The following is a 15,521-nucleotide window of genomic DNA, read 5'->3' as shown; positions in this document are numbered from 1 at the left end:
TGGCGCATGGAAGTACGGGGATTGGCCCACAGAGGGTATCCGCTAAAATATCCGGAGAACACGATGCTGGCTTTTCGGAAAGCGTTGGAACTGGGCTTTACGCATCTGGAACTGGATGTCCAGTTAACGAAGGACGGTGTGCCCGTCGTTATTCATGATCCGACAGTAAACCGGACGACCAATGGGACAGGAGAGATCAAGTCCTTCACGCTGGAGGAGCTTCGTAAACTGGATGCTGGTCAGGGAGAAGTCATTCCCACGTTGGAGGAAGCACTGCGTTTTGCCAAGGATCGGATGATCGTTGATATTGAATTGAAGCAGATGGGCAATACGTATCCTGGCCTGGAACAAAAGGTCATCGACCTCGTGAAGGAAACAGGGATGGAGAAGCAGGTGTTCTTGACCTCATTCGACCATTATTCGATAGAGCGGGCACGAGAGCTTGACTCTGATATTGAACTGGGTCTGGTTATTTACGGAGCAACACCCTCTGTATTTCCTTACTTGGCTGAGATTGGGGCACGCTATGTTTCTGTAAAATATGTGTATGTGACACCCCGGTTTATGGAGGAAGCACGTAAGAGAGACATCCAGCTCATCGTCTGGACGCCTGACAATGAAGCGGTACTAGAATCTCTTGCGCAGTATCCTGAACTGCTCATCGTTACGAATAATTTGGAGGGATGGGCGAAGGTATACAAGGAGAAGCATGCTCTGAATATGTAGTCCTTGACCGAATACCTATCAAGGTAGATTGAATCTGATAGAAGAATATATAGGATGCGAAGGATCTGACCAGACTATGAAGCTGGCGGATCTTTTTTTTGATGACAATATACGATGTAATTGGTACATAAAATTTAAATAAATTTTCGGATTGACTCGCGGACAATTGTCCGATAAAATAAAAAACGCACTACCGGACAATTGTCCGCATACAGAAACAAGGGAGGATAAGGTCTTGGATATGGGAGTGGGGCCAAGTTCGGCCAAAATTGATTTAAGCAAGATAAAAAGAGGGCCGATTGTAGCTGCACTGATTATTGGCGCATTCGTTTCTATCTTAAATGAGACACTGCTGAATATTGCTTTCCCAAGCTTGATGGAGCAGTTCGGTATTGGGGAATCGACGGTTCAATGGCTGTCAACATCCTACATGCTGGTTGTCGGGATTCTGGTACCGGTGACAGCATTGCTCCAGCTGTGGTTTTCAACAAGGCAGATGTTTATAGGCGCAATGACGTTATTTTTAATGGGTACGATTGTTTGTGGTTTTTCACCGGTATTTGGGGTGCTGCTGTTCGGTCGTATCTTGCAGGCTTTCGGAACAGGGCTTTTGTTACCAGTTCTGATGAATACGATACTTAGTATTTATCCGCCTCAAAATCGCGGAGCAGCGATGGGGATGATCGGATTGGTTATGATGACAGCCCCAGCCATCGGACCTACGCTTTCGGGACTGATTGTTGATGCGCTTAATTGGCGCTGGTTATTTTTCCTTATCATTCCGCTTGCAGCTTTCTCGATTCTGTTTGCAAGTATGTACCTGAAGAACGTTACGGAACTGACGAAACCGAAGGTTGATTTCATCTCGATCATATTGTCGACGATTGGTTTCGGTGGGATTGTGTATGGTTTCAGTAGTGCAGGAGAGGGTACCTGGTCTGATTGGAAGGTCGTATGGTGTATTACTGCAGGCGCCATCAGTTTGCTGCTCTTCGTATGGCGTCAATTAAGAATGAAGGAACCTATGCTGGATCTGCGCACATTCAAATATCCAATGTTCTCATTGGTGACAGTGCTGATGCTTGTGTTGATGATGAGTATGTTCTCGACCATGATTATGCTGCCGTTGTTCCTGCAAAAAGTGATGGGGCTAACTGCGCTGTCGGCAGGTCTTGTTATGATGCCTGGGGGAATTATCAATGGCCTGATGGCACCGATTACGGGTAAGCTGTTTGATAAATTCGGACCGAGAGTTTTGGTTATACCTGGGCTGACTCTTTTGTGTATCGCCATCTTCCTATTCTCACGCGTTGATGCTTCATGGACGGGTGGTTATGTGATCTTCCTTCATGTTATGATGATGATAGGAATTTCGATGGTCATGATGCCTGCTCAGACGACGGCCTTGAATCAGTTGCCACGTTTGTTGTATCCGCATGGAACAGCGATTATGAGCACCTTGCAGCAGGTAGCAGGGGCTATTGGTATGGCACTCTTTATTAGTATCATGACAGCAGGAGCTAAAAATTACGTTGAGACGACCGGGGATCTGAATCCGGTGGAGAGTATGGTTGCAGGCCTTCATAGTGCCTTTATAACCGGACTCGTTCTTGCAGTAGTTGCCTTGGTGCTGGGCTTCTTTGTTAAGCGTACGTATTCACCGTCCGCAGAAGAAAAGTCCGCCGCATAAAGGTTGCCGTGTATTCGATTAGAGAGGGATGCATGCATTGGCGAGTAGAAAACAGTATGACGTATTAGGTCGGAAAATCTTGGATACGGCTCAAGCTTTATTTAATAAATACGGAGTCGAGGACGTTTCCATGCATCAGGTGGCGAAAACAGCTGGTATAGGTCAAGGGACCTTGTATCGCCGTTATCCTAGCAAGAGCAAAATTTGCTTCTCCCTGATGGAAGCGAAGATCGATCGATTTATGCAAGAATTGGATGACTACCTTCAGAGCAGCGGTGAAGAATCGGTTGCCGTTCGGATTCGCACTATTATGACTAGATTGATTCTTCACTTCAATGAAGATCTGGAATGGCTGCGGATTATACTGTCCACCGGCCGACTGGAGGACACCAAGAACGAGCTGTGTGAAAACCCGCCGTTCACTTATCTACGATTACAGATAAAAAGCCTTCTGGAGCATGCGGCTGAGCGAGGAGAGCTGAAGCCAATGGATCCGGAATTCACATCCATATTACTGTCTTCACTTCCACGGGCTGATATTATTCTGTATATGCGCGATAAGGGATACAGTGCGGAGCAGATTGCCGATGAGTATTGCAGAAGTTTTGTGGATACGCTGTTTGTAGATACATCAGCGATATAGTCGGCATATAAAAGCCGTTTCGTTTAGACCTGAGGTCTATCCGAAACGGCTTTTTGTCAGTTTGATGTTATATCCCTTCAACAATAGCAAAAAGACCTGCCCCAGATCGTAACGGGACAGGTCTTTCTTACTTACATGGCTGCGCGGACCTTTTCGAATAACACATTATTCTCTAGATGAATATGCTCAAAGGTGTCCTTCTCGATAGCCGCCAGACGCTGGTATACGAGACGATACGTGCCGCAGGCATCGGCAGGCGGTTCGAAGTCATGCGTGATTTCACGAAGCTCCTTAAGCAGATCGCCTGCGGCTTCGTGCTCGCTCTCAAGCTCCAGAACATGGGGTTTGAGTGCCTCAGCGGCTATGGCCGTTGGTTCATTCACGAAATCGATGATTCGTGGAAATACAACCTGATCCTCATCCTCGGTATGTTCCAGAAGCTCTTGCTTCAGACTAGAGTAGATTTCCTGTACACGTAAGAGATGAGGATGGTTCTCCCCATGCACACGAGCAAGTTTTGTAACGTATGGAGTTAGCTGGGGCAGCTCGTCTCTCAAAAAAGCGTGGTGTTTTTGCTGAATGAAGGTGATCAGTTCTTTTTCACTACGCTCTGCGGCCATGTGTTGTTCCGCATACTCCTTTTGCTTCTTGTCTATATCTAATATCTCAGAGAGGACTTGCAGCGGGTCTAAGTTACGGTTTAGTGATGCTTGTTCCAGCGCGATTTTCCCACCGCAGCAAAAATCAATCCGCAGCTTGCGGAACAGATCGGCAGTCTGAGGAACAGCGGTAACAATATCGGCAACAAGCGTGTTTAGCGTGATTTGACTCATGTGTAAAACCTCCTGTTTATAGCAGTTCTATAGAGATCGAAGCGGTGACTGTTAAAGTTAAAAGCTGTTCTATATGGTTAAGTATAGGGAGTGCTGTGGTTAAGTCGGGTGATTTGAATCACTTGAAAAGTGGGCAAATGATGAAATCAAAAGTCTGAGAAATTATTGTGAAGTTGAACATAGAGCGTCTTTTTCCGTTCGGTGAAGGATATGCTTTAATTAGTTCGAAATGACCGTCTAAAGAATCCATGGATTATTCTACAAAATATTTAATAAAATTAAAGGAATATTATAGGCGGAACCGAATGTTTACAGTACCAGACATGACATGCTGGAATTCGAAAGGTAATGGTGATGAAGATCATGGACGTGAATTATCGGGTTGAAAAAGATTTCCTCGGTGAGAGACAGCTTCCCGCACAGGCTTATTACGGAATTAATACGGTCAGAGCAGTGGAGAATTTTCCGATCAGTGGAGTTCCTATCCATGGAGAATTGATCTCCGCACTGGCTGAAGTGAAAAAAGCTGCGGCGCTTGCGAATATGCAATTGGGTCTGCTACCAAAAGGTATCGGCAATGCCATTGTAGAAGCGGCTCATGAGGTTATCGAAGGACAGTTTCGTTCAGAGTTTATCGTCGATTCCATTCAGGGTGGAGCAGGTACCTCCATTAATATGAATATGAACGAGGTGCTGGCTAATCGGGCGCTGGAGTTAATGGGTAAGGGAAAAGCGGACTATTTCTACTGTAATCCTAACAATCACGTAAATATGTCCCAATCGACCAATGATGCCATTCCGACCGCCATTCGTATCGCAGCCTACCGTTTGACACAGGATTTGCTGATAGTATTCCGTAACCTTGTTAACGGTATTAACGAGAAGGCTAAGGAGTTTGACCATGTCATCAAAATGGGCCGGACCCACCTTCAGGATGCCGTGCCAATCCGTTTGGGCCAGGAATTCAGCGCTTATGGTAAAGTGCTTAGCAGAGACATCGGACGCATTGAGCGGGCTGCACGAGGTCTGTTACAAATAAACATGGGCGCGACGGCCGTAGGGACGGGCCTCAACGCACCTGTAGAATATATGGAGAGTGTTGTTAGCTTGCTGAAGGAGCAGACCCAAATAGCTCTGGAGCAGGCTGAGGATCTGGTTGACGCTACGCAAAATACGGATGCTTATCTGGAGCTGTCGGCGGCGCTGAAGGTTTGTGCTGTCAATATATCCAAGATGTGCAATGACATTCGTATGATGGCATCCGGGCCAAAGGCCGGATTTAATGAGCTATTGGTACCGGCAAGACAACCGGGATCGTCCATTATGCCGGGCAAAGTCAATCCGGTAATGGCGGAAGTGATGAATCAGATTTCCTTCCAGGTCATGGGCAATGATCATACGATCTGTCTGGCTTGTGAAGCGGGACAGTTCGAGCTTAACGTCATGATGCCGGTCGCGGCGAACAATTTGATGCATTCCATCAAGATTCTGAAGAACGGCATGGATGTGTTCAACAAAAACCTCATTGCGGATCTGCAGGCTAACATCGACAGATGCAAGCATTATGTAGACACAAGCTTTGGTATTATTACCGCTTTGAATCCGCATCTGGGGTATGATGTCGCTTCCCGTCTCGTGAAAGAAGCGCAGCAGACAGGACAGAATGTGAAAGAGATTATTTTGGAGAAAGGTCTTCTGACCGAAGAACAGATCCGTGTGATTTTGGATCCGTACCATATGACTTCGCCCGGTATTGCAGGCGAGGAATTTCTACTCAATCAATAAGAAATACAACGTAAAAGGGGCTGCCGAGGCAAAGTCTGAATAAGATTTTGTCCAGGCAGCCCCTTGCCGTCCAGCGTGGAGGTTGAGCAACAGTCATGTTTATTCTGCGCTGACACCATGCGATATGATTGTTTGGACTCGGTGAATGGACTGTTCCAGAGGAGTTTCATCGCTGTTCCACACGATGGCATCCGCGAGGTTAAGATAAGGCTCGCTCAACTCTTCAAACTTGGCTTTGTTTAACCGCTCAGTCAATTCTTTTCTAGACATATTACGGTTTTCCAGTCTTCGCTGAAGGCTTTCCAAATCTGCTCCGATAAAAATCGCTGTAACGTTGTTGTACAAGCTCTTTAGTGCGCGAACGCCTGCAATATCTAAAATGATCACCGCATTTTGATCTCCAGTGATGATTTCTTCAACGCTGGATTTTAAAGTTCCGTAAAATTCGCCATTGTACTGCGTCCACTCTACGAATTGATTGTCGGCAACACCTTGCTTGAACTGCTTTTTATCCGTGAAGATGTAGTGGATACTATGGATTTCATGCTCTCTAGGCGGTCGCGTAGTGACCGTAATGATTCGAAATAAATGATCTGTTGTCAAGTGGCGTTGTATTTCGGTCTTCCCCGATGCAGAGGGCCCGTACAATACGAATATAGTTCCCAGAACCATTCATCCTTCCTATTTTGGAGTATGGTATAATTTATCAAACAGCTTGGACTTGAAACATATGGGATAAAAAGTAAGAAAATGAATCTCTGAATCCGAGGTGAACTGTAATGATCCTTCATAAACCTTTCCGAAATCCATTTTATAATGAACAAGATATCGAGCGAAAAGTAGATCAGGAAAATGCCAAGCAGCGGATCTCTGTGCGTGATGATTTTGAACGGGATTACGGGAGAATTATTCACTCAGCTGCTTTCCGAAGATTGCAGGCTAAAACGCAGGTTATCGCAGTCAGCGAAGGTGATTTTCACAGAACGCGATTAACTCATTCCCTGGAAGTTGCCCAGATTGCAAGGGGAATTGGTACGTCCTTAAATGATAATGATAAATTTCTGAAAGATAAAGAGGAGAATATCGATATTTCTCTGGTTGAAGCTGCTGCATTAGCGCATGACTTGGGACATCCACCCTTTGGACATCAAGGCGAGCGCGCCCTAAATAAATGCATGCGGACCTTCGATTTGAATTTTGAAGGAAATGCACATACTTTTAGACTGTTGACCTGCTTGGAAGGACAGAGGGAGATTGGTCTTAATTTAACCAGAGCTTCTCTGCTTTCTATTCTAAAATATCCTTCCGTCATGAAAAACGTTAATAATCATGCAGTAGTGAAGAAACCGCCAAAATGCAGCGTTTTTGACGAAGATGAGGCCGTCTTTCAATGGCTCATTGGAGAGTTTACACCGGAGGAACAGAAGTATCTGCTCATGTGTTCTGATATGGAAGATGGAAAACATCTGAGAACGATAAACAAGACGCTGGAGTGCTCTGTTATTGAACTGGCGGATGATATTGCTTATGCAACGTACGATCTGGAGGACTCCTTAAAGCTGAATCTTATATCCCATAATCATCTTTATGAAGTGTTGGAGCAGCATGCGGACCTAGCCTCGGGGCGGATAAAGAACGTGATTGTTACGTATCTTGCTCAAAAAGAATCCGGAGGGTACCCGGTTAAGCAGTTGTTTGCCGATTTGGTTTCCGGGTTCATCAATGATGTATCTCTGGAAGAAAAGATGCCGCATTTGATTTCAAACCGATTGCGGTTTAAGGCTGTTATGCCGCAGAATACGATGAACTTTTTGGACAGCCTCAAAAAGCTGGTGGAGCAGCATGTAATCTTATCGCAAAGAGTTCAAACCTTTGAATGGCGTGGCGGTCAAATCATTGATAAATTGTTCGACGCCATGATACATGATCAGAATCTGCTGCCAGAAGATGTGAAAAACCGATGGAGCGCTTCGTCGGACTACCATAATGCAAGACTGGTTTGTGACTATATTGCAGGAATGACTGATAATTACGCGCTAAAAATGTACTCTAGATTATTTGAAGCATCCGGCGGTAAATTATTTGATATATGATATGATTTGAAAATTCCCCAGCTAAATGTCTGGGGAATTTTCGTGTGAGCTGAATATGCGGCGGAAATTTATTAGAGTCGGTGTACTGAATGTAAATACCTTTATGAAACAACTCGGATCACCAGTGGGAGCGGATGTTTGAGGATATCCGTGTCTCTGGAAGTCAAGAAGGAGACTAGGAAGGGGCTGTCTGCATTTGACGTTGTGGACAGCCCTTTTCATAGATGATAAATCAGGGAAGCGCATTCATCAAATTCTGAGCGAAGTTTAGTGGCAGGCCATTGCCGCTTGCCCCATCCAGATGTACAAGGCCATCAATCCGAACAGGAATATACAAAAATTAACAGCTACAAACAGGCCGCGTAGTATGGAGGAACGGTGAAACTGAAATGGTGTTTTATAATCGCCGCTCCCTTCAATGAGAAACATGATCAGCAGCGTGTGGATAATGGTGTGTCCGATGATTTCCTTTATACCGAACACCATGGTGGTCATTAGAAATACACCCGTCAGCAGAATTGAGGTGAATCTGTTCATGAAGCCGACAATAAATGACCAGGCGAGTCCCATTTCGATGAAGGCGCTAATCAGAACGAAGTCCTCGACACTAAATCCCAATGTGGGAATACCGTAATCATGCATGAGTGAGTGCGCAAGCTTGGCAATGGTCAACTTCTCCATGGCAAGCCATGCGAGAGACAAGCCAGTGGATATATACAGGATAGGGGCTGCTGTCGCTCTCCAACGTGTTGTGCACACATACAGGTAATACACGATTCCTGGATAAAACAGATAGTCGAGGGTATGAAAGATGCCGTATACCAAAGTGGCGTGAATATACAACAGGAGTATAGCGGTACTGCTAATAAATAAAGTTTTTCGGTGAAGTAATCCCGCAATGGCTGCGATTAGCACGATGTCTACCCAGTGAGCTTCCGGAGTGAATTCAGGTGATAGGTATGTCCCTGTGCTGAGCTGTAGCAGCAGCCCTAAACCGAGGCCAATACGGAGGATGAGCTGTCCTTGCTTTTTTAATAGATTTAGCCATTCATGAATACGCCTGATGAACGGGATACGTTCAAGTGTATCGTGGAAGAACGCCAAGAGGAGCAGTACGATTACCGTGAACCCGAGCCAAAAGAGGAAAGATGTGTTAATAACCTGAGACATCGGCTGGGGGATCCACGTATGATCCTTCGTAAACCATTTAACATGCAAATACATTTCGCTCCACTTTGGAAGCCATAACTCCATTGTGATATGAGTCCCTCCTTAACGAATGTTGGTAGTTTTGTTATTACTGATGAGCGCCCTTTTCAACAATAATAGATTTTAAAGTAAAATATTACATTTTGTAGATACTTATCCCTAGGTGGAAGAATGTATCCCTTTGTAATCAGGTGTCCATTTGGGGTGTGCTATTCTATAGCCTCTTTGAATACAATTTGTGAGGAGAGAATGCTCTGCCTCAGCCGTTGCGGTTCAGGCAGTTGGATTCATGTTTTTTAAAGGAGGGCGCCTGTGCGGGAAAAGACATTATCACTGTTCATGATGGATAGAGATGAACAACAATGGATTGGCGGCTGTCTTACGAGTTTTAAAGACATGGTGGACGAAATGATCGAGGTAGGTACCGGATCGACGGATCAGACATCGGAAAACGCCCGCTCATTAGGAGCGGGCGTTTATTGTTCCCCTTCAAGCGGATCCTTTATGGAAACTTCTCCATACTATGAAAAGCAAGAACTATCGAAAGACGCGAAAGAAGAAAGAGATGCTAAAGATTCCCCTCGTGCTACGAATATAAACTCGCAGGATTCTCTTGGAGCCATAGAGGCATACTCGGAGCAGGACCTTATGGTTCGTGACGAAGAACACCCTACACACATTACAATCAGCTTGTGCATGATCGTTCGTCAAGAGGAGGGAACGCTCGCAGGGTTGCTGCAATCGGTTAAAGATATCGTGGACGAAATCAATATAGTCGATACAGGCTCAACAGATAGGACGAAAGAAATCGCATACCAATTCACGAATCGGGTGTTCGATTTCCAGTGGATTGACGATTTCGCAGCTGCACGGAATTTTTCCTTCTCGAAGGCAACGAAGCAGTACATATTGTGGCTGGATGCGGATGACATTCTGAAGGATCAAGACCGTGAGCGTTTTACGGTTCTTAGGCAGATGATACGCCCGTCTATCGATCGGATAACGATGCCTTATAACCTTTCCTTTGATGGCGAGGGTAACGTAAATACCAGTTTACGACGGAACCGGCTGGTGAGAAGAGACTGTAACTTCCAATGGATTGGTGCAGTACATGAATATTTAGCTGCTTACGGCACATTTTTGGATAGTGATGTCTGTATTACCCACCATAAGCAGAAATCCTATACGGATCGGAATTTACAGATTTACCGCAAGCGACAGCAAGCTGGTGAGACGTTTTCAACCCGAGATCTTTACTACTTTGCCAATGAACTAAGGGATCACACCTTATACGAGGAAGCTGCCCGTTATTATGACCTGATGCTGACTACCGAAGAGGGGTGGATTGAAGACAATATTCAGGCTTGTCTGAAATTGTCGGAGTGTTATACGCATATGGGCAATCAGACTAAGAGATTTGAATCTTTGACACGGGCGCTCCGTTACGAAATACCGCGTCCCGAAGTATCCTGTGCTCTCGGGGAGTATTTTTTTGGAGAGAAGAAATACGAGACTGCAGTATTCTGGTACCGACTTGCGACTGAAATCCCTCCTCCGGAAACAATGGGCATGTCAAATCGGAACGCTTCTACATGGTATCCTCATTTACAACTGTGCTTATGTTATGACCGGATCGGAGATTTTAGGAAGGCATTTGAGCACAATGAGTATGCGTTGCAAAAGAATCCGACTCACCCCAGCTTACTATACAATCGCAATTATTTTCGTGATACACACCATTTAATCCCCTAAATATCAGGGAAGTATATACGATTTGATAAAAAAAGCGGGGTGAAGGATAAACGCGGGGATGGTAGAATATCAGATAGATAGATTTATACAGCAGCATGAAAAATGGGGTATGTCATATGAATAGATTATACGATGGACTAACGGATCAGGAGATTATTCGGAAATCCAAACAACAATGCAGAAATAAGGGGATAGATCCAAGCCTGCCTCCAAAGTTTATCTGTCGTTTTTCTGAGAAACAGCTAGTAGATAGACAAAAAATCTACATGGATTGTATTGAAGTTATCCACTATTTTGTGGAGAAATTCCTTGCTTCTGTTTCTGACAACCCGATATTAATTCAGATTACTGATTATGAGGGATACGTTCTTGAATTTGTAGGTAACCCTTCTATTTTAGAAACCGTAAACCACCTCGGTATTGCAGAAGGTGTAAGATATAACGAAGAGGCTGGAACAAGCTCCATTGATCTATGTCTTCTCAGCCGGCGCCCCTTCCAGTTGATTGGCAAGGAACATTATCATGATGCTCTGCACCGTATCGCCTGCTACTCGGCTCCTTTTTACTACGAAGGAAGGGATTCAATTGCAGGAACGATCTCTTTGATGACGGATGTTGATTTTGCCCACCCCCATCTGATGTCACTGCTGAGTACGATTTCAGATTCTGTGGAGCGGGAGTTGACGCTGCGCAGGCAGAACAGCCAGCTTCATATTTTGAACCAACTGCTGATGGAGACGAACTATTACGGGGTGATAATTACAGATCCGGTAGGTAATGTCGTTCAAATGAACGAAAACAGTATGAAAATATTAAACCTTAACTCTGCGAACAAAAGAGCTTACCTAGGGGCGCCTGTATTCGGAATAAATGAGATAGGTTGTTATTTTAAACAGGTTATTGAGGACCGCAATCAATGCATCGGCCAGGAGTTATCCATCTCAATAAACGGAGTTGTACACTATTACATTCTTGATGTGCTGCCCGTGTATGATCTGAACCGTGTTATGACCGGAGTGGTAGGAAGTCTGCGTGATATTACGGAAATAAAGAATACCGAGGAAGTGCTACGAAATACGGAAAAACTAGTGTTCGCCGGGCAACTTGCAGTAAGTATTGCGCACGAGGTGCGTAATCCTCTAACTACGGTGAAGGGAATGCTGCAGCTATCCAGTCAAGACGCCAAACTGCGTCATTATAATCTGATCATGTCAGAGCTCGAGCGGATGAACATGATTGTCAGCGAGTTTTTAATTCTGGGCAAGCCTCAAGTGGTCCAGTTTAAGCAAGAGCAGTGCGAGACGATCTTAAAAGAAGTGTTGAACGTGTTCGGAATTCAGGCGGCGCTGAACCATGTGGAGATTCAGACGGAATGTCTTCACAGCCAGGAGATCACTTGCGATCGGAACCAAATTAAGCAGGTGTTTTTGAATATTTTGAAAAACTCTATGGAGGCACTTCCCTTTGGCGGGAACATTGACATCTTGCTGGATGTGAAAGACAACTGTCAGGTTATCTCCTTCACCGACAATGGATCAGGTATGACAGAAGATGTACTGGATCGGATTGGAGAGCCGTTCCATACAACGAAGCCGGAGGGAAATGGCCTTGGTATGATGATTGTCCAGAAGATATTGGATACACATAAAGGTCGAATGTCTTTATCCAGTGCTGTAGGGCAGGGAACCATGGTGACGATATATTTTCCATTGAAAATGAATAATAATGACAACGTATCCATCTAACGGAATTAATAAACGCCGGCGTATACACGCCGGCGTTTGTTACATTTTAGCCATTGGATTCACACTTTGAATTCAGGGTGTAAGATATGAGATTGCTCAACCTGAATGGTGGTGTGCTGAATTTTGAATCGTTCTTCAATCCGTATGATAGCCTCCTGAAGGACCTGCTGGCTGTTAGCGTGGTCCGTAATGGTGAGGTGGCAACTCAGGGAATCAAGTCCGGAAGTAATGGTCCAGATGTGCAGGTCGTGCACATCTACCACGCCGTCAATTTCCATAAGGGTCTGAATAACCTGCTCTTGATCAACCGAAGCAGGGGAGCCTTCCATGAGAACGTGAATGGTTGTTTTGATCACATTCCATGCCCCTCTCAGGATGAGCAGGGCGACAAACACACTCACGATCGGATCCGCAATATACCATCCGAATAGCCACATCAGAAGACCAGCCACAATGGCACCTACAGAGCCGAGGGCATCCCCGATAACATGAAGGTATGCGCTGCGGACGTTAATATTGTCTTTAATGTCACTCTTCCGCATTAAGGACCATGCACTGAGCAGATTGGCAAGTAGTCCAATGAAGGCGATCAGCATCATGGAGCCGCTGGCGACAGTTGGGGGCTCCATGAAGCGCCCGTAGGCCTCCCAGCAAATAAATCCGGCGATGACAAAGAGAGAGATGCCATTGAAGAGGGCGGCTAAAATCTCAAACCGGAAAAAGCCGTAAGTCTTACTAGGTGAAGCCGGCCGGGTGGCAAACCACATTGCGACCAGGCTAAGCGCAAGAGCTGCGACATCACTGAGCATGTGTCCGGAATCAGAGAGAAGGGCCAGGCTGTTCGTAATCAGTCCGCCGAAGAATTCCAATACCATAATACTGCCTGTAATGATTAATGCGATCGTAAGTCCTTTGGCGTTATTTTTGCCTCCGTGTCCATGCGCATGCTGATGTCCGTGATTGTGTCCATGATGATCGTGACTATGTGAATGGCTCATACCTTGTTCCTCCAAACCTTTATTTATATATGATCAGTTGCTCATATAAATTATTAACTATCGGTAAGCAATTTGTCAACAGGGTAAAACCTAAAAATCCGGTTTAACCAAAAACGGCAATTCTGTTTATGCTCCGATAACATTTTAATTCTAAGATTATCCCATATCTTAATTTTGGAGGGACAACTCAGAATGAAACCATTTAGAAGAGCTTTAGCTATCCTGTTGTCAGCCATGCTGATCATAGGGATTTTCGCAGACACCAGCCCGGTAACAGCCAAGTCTGGTGCTTTAGAGGAGAGCGATAGCTTCAAGGTCGCTATTTTGCCGGATACGCAAAAATATGCTCGTTATAAAAATGAAATCTCTATGTCGCAGACACAATGGGTCAAGAAAAATGCTGAACAGGAGAACATCGTATTCACCTCGCATCTGGGGGATATAGTTGACAGAGTTAACGAAGGCTATGAGTGGCAAAACGCAGATGAGGTAATGCAGGTTCTAGATAAGGCCAAGATTCCTTACGGATATCTGGCAGGCAATCATGATGTCTTGGATCCGAGCCAAAAAGATAATGAACGTGATCTGAAGAATGAGCCATTTTTGAACTATTTTTCTGCCGGAAGGATGAAGTCGATTCCGGGCTTTGGCGGTCACTCGGAGAATGGTTTTAACTCCTACTACATATTTGAAGGGGCGGGCAAGAAATATATTACTCTGTTCCTGGATTGGAGAGCGTCTGAGGAATCTTTGAAGTGGGCTCAGGAGGTTATCGACAAGCATCCAGACTATCCGGTTATGCTATTTACTCACCAATTGCTTAACATATCGGGTGATAAGAAGAAAGCGGTCATGACTGACCATGGTCAGTACTTGTGGGACACGCTGATCAAGAAGAATGATCAGATTTTCTTAACGGTCAACGGTCATCATCACGGCTATGCTCATAAGGTAATGAAGAATGACAAGGGCAACGATGTGGTCATGATGGTCGTGGATTACCAAAGTGCTTTTCACGGTGGCAACGGATTGATGAGAACGCTAGAATTCGATATGGCCAAAAACCGCATTCATGTCGAATCGTTCTCCCCTTGGGTGATGAAGATGCCGGAGAGCCAAAGAACGATTTTTGATGAGGAAAAGCTGGTCGATGATTTTAATGATTTTACCATTTCCATGGATTTTGAAGAGCGGTTTTCCGGATTCCAGCCAGCCATTCAAGTTGACAAGGAAGTTCCGAGTGTAGAAGGTACGCAGGCACACTGGCGTTTTGAAAATCGTACCGCCACTGAGGGTCAGGCTGTTGCAGGTAACGGAACCCCCGTCGTGCGAGACTTAACCAATCAAGGAAACGATCTGTACCGCAAGGATGCAGGCAATGCTGCAGCGGAGGATTTGATCTGGTACAAGGGGAATGCCCAAAATCCGCAAAGTCGCTCAGGCATCCGCTTCTTTGGTGATAAAACACAGGAGAAAGGGTCTTATTTGCAGACCTCGGATAACGCACCGTTAAATAAACAAAACTTTGAGAATGGATATACCGTAGAAGCGATTGTGAAGCTCAGTCCTGATTTTCAAAGCGACAAGCACTCCTGGATGGGCATTTTAGGACGTCTTGGAACCGGGAAGGATGCCGGAAAAATGGCTGGAGAAGCGGATGCGCCATTGGCTACGATGTCCGTCTCCAGCCTGCGTGAAATCCAGTGGGCTGTGTATCCTGTGAATTACGACAGCGAGCAGACTAACTGGTCCTGGGAGATGGATGACAACTGGCATCATATCTCGATTGTGAATGATCGGACTTCGACCACAATGTATATTGATGGTGTCGAGGTTCTGCGAAACCCAGACACAAGAGCTTACGGACTCGCTTCAGTTGACCAGCCATGGATGGTCGGTGCAAGTCATTACGCTAATAAATTGGACGGCGTATTCAACGGATGGATCAGTGAGGTTCGCCTTGTGGATCGTGCCCTGGACAAGAAGGATTTCTTGAAATAATTGAGTCAGATAGAGCGGCTAAGTCCTGTGTCTCCTGACTAATACG

At 45.3% G+C, this 15,521-nt stretch carries 12 protein-coding genes; 8 read left to right on the top strand and 4 right to left on the bottom strand.

What is annotated here, in order from left to right; translation table 11 throughout:
- The first annotated feature begins 6 nt into the window (after positions 1–6).
- The 3 genes from B9N86_RS27145 to B9N86_RS27135 all read left to right on the top strand — a co-directional run bounded on the left by B9N86_RS27145 (position 7) and on the right by B9N86_RS27135 (position 3,059).
- Complete coding sequence (locus B9N86_RS27145; RefSeq protein WP_208916162.1) at positions 7–726, top strand: glycerophosphodiester phosphodiesterase; 720 nt, start codon at positions 7–9, stop codon at positions 724–726.
- A 241-nt stretch (positions 727–967) separates the two neighbouring features.
- Positions 968–2,416, top strand: a complete 1,449-nt coding sequence (locus B9N86_RS27140) for an MDR family MFS transporter (RefSeq protein ID WP_425298624.1) — start codon at positions 968–970, stop codon at positions 2,414–2,416.
- A gap of 37 nt (positions 2,417–2,453) precedes the next feature.
- Positions 2,454–3,059 carry a TetR/AcrR family transcriptional regulator gene (locus B9N86_RS27135; protein WP_244562864.1) on the top strand — a complete coding sequence of 202 codons (606 nt, stop codon included), beginning with the start codon at positions 2,454–2,456 and terminating at the stop codon, positions 3,057–3,059.
- A gap of 131 nt (positions 3,060–3,190) precedes the next feature.
- Here the strand turns inward: B9N86_RS27135 and ric are convergent, their stop codons facing one another.
- The gene (gene ric, locus B9N86_RS27130) at positions 3,191–3,892 is read right to left on the bottom strand and encodes an iron-sulfur cluster repair di-iron protein (RefSeq protein WP_208916159.1); all 702 of its coding nucleotides are present in this window, start codon (positions 3,890–3,892) and stop codon (positions 3,191–3,193) included.
- A gap of 363 nt (positions 3,893–4,255) precedes the next feature.
- Between ric and B9N86_RS27125 the strand changes: the two genes are divergently transcribed.
- Positions 4,256–5,677: an aspartate ammonia-lyase gene (locus B9N86_RS27125; RefSeq protein WP_208916158.1), complete on the top strand. Its 1,422-nt coding sequence runs from the start codon at positions 4,256–4,258 to the stop codon at positions 5,675–5,677.
- A 99-nt stretch (positions 5,678–5,776) separates the two neighbouring features.
- On the opposite strand, the gene B9N86_RS27120 is transcribed toward B9N86_RS27125, so the two are convergent.
- Positions 5,777–6,349 carry a guanylate kinase gene (locus B9N86_RS27120; protein ID WP_208916157.1) on the bottom strand — a complete coding sequence of 191 codons (573 nt, stop codon included), beginning with the start codon at positions 6,347–6,349 and terminating at the stop codon, positions 5,777–5,779.
- A gap of 107 nt (positions 6,350–6,456) precedes the next feature.
- Here B9N86_RS27120 and B9N86_RS27115 point away from each other — a divergent pair, with 107 nt between their 5' ends.
- Positions 6,457–7,770 (top strand): anti-phage deoxyguanosine triphosphatase, encoded by a 1,314-nt coding sequence (locus B9N86_RS27115; RefSeq protein WP_208916156.1) that lies wholly within the window; start codon positions 6,457–6,459, stop codon positions 7,768–7,770.
- A gap of 267 nt (positions 7,771–8,037) precedes the next feature.
- Here B9N86_RS27115 and B9N86_RS27110 read toward each other — a convergent pair whose 3' ends face one another.
- A complete protein-coding gene (locus tag B9N86_RS27110) occupies positions 8,038–9,024 on the bottom strand; it encodes a hypothetical protein (protein WP_208916155.1) in 987 nt (328 codons plus the stop codon).
- 603 nt (positions 9,025–9,627) lie between these two features.
- On the opposite strand from B9N86_RS27110, the gene B9N86_RS27105 reads away from it, so the two are divergent.
- A complete protein-coding gene (locus B9N86_RS27105; protein ID WP_208920842.1) occupies positions 9,628–10,731 on the top strand; it encodes a glycosyltransferase in 1,104 nt (367 codons plus the stop codon).
- Between the two features lie 116 nt (positions 10,732–10,847).
- Complete coding sequence (locus tag B9N86_RS27100; protein ID WP_208916154.1) at positions 10,848–12,476, top strand: ATP-binding protein; 1,629 nt, start codon at positions 10,848–10,850, stop codon at positions 12,474–12,476.
- Positions 12,477–12,535: 59 nt separating this feature from the next.
- Here B9N86_RS27100 and B9N86_RS27095 read toward each other — a convergent pair whose 3' ends face one another.
- Positions 12,536–13,474 carry a cation diffusion facilitator family transporter gene (locus tag B9N86_RS27095; RefSeq protein WP_208916153.1) on the bottom strand — a complete coding sequence of 313 codons (939 nt, stop codon included), beginning with the start codon at positions 13,472–13,474 and terminating at the stop codon, positions 12,536–12,538.
- A gap of 192 nt (positions 13,475–13,666) precedes the next feature.
- Here B9N86_RS27095 and B9N86_RS27090 point away from each other — a divergent pair, with 192 nt between their 5' ends.
- Positions 13,667–15,475, top strand: a complete 1,809-nt coding sequence (locus B9N86_RS27090) for a LamG-like jellyroll fold domain-containing protein (RefSeq protein WP_208916152.1) — start codon at positions 13,667–13,669, stop codon at positions 15,473–15,475.
- Positions 15,476–15,521 lie beyond the last annotated feature (46 nt).

The organism is Paenibacillus uliginis N3/975 (genome assembly GCF_900177425.1).
Lineage (GTDB): Bacteria > Bacillota > Bacilli > Paenibacillales > Paenibacillaceae > Paenibacillus_AQ > Paenibacillus_AQ uliginis.
Note: the sequence above shows the minus strand (reverse complement) of the source record. Positions and strands in the feature narration are given on the sequence as shown.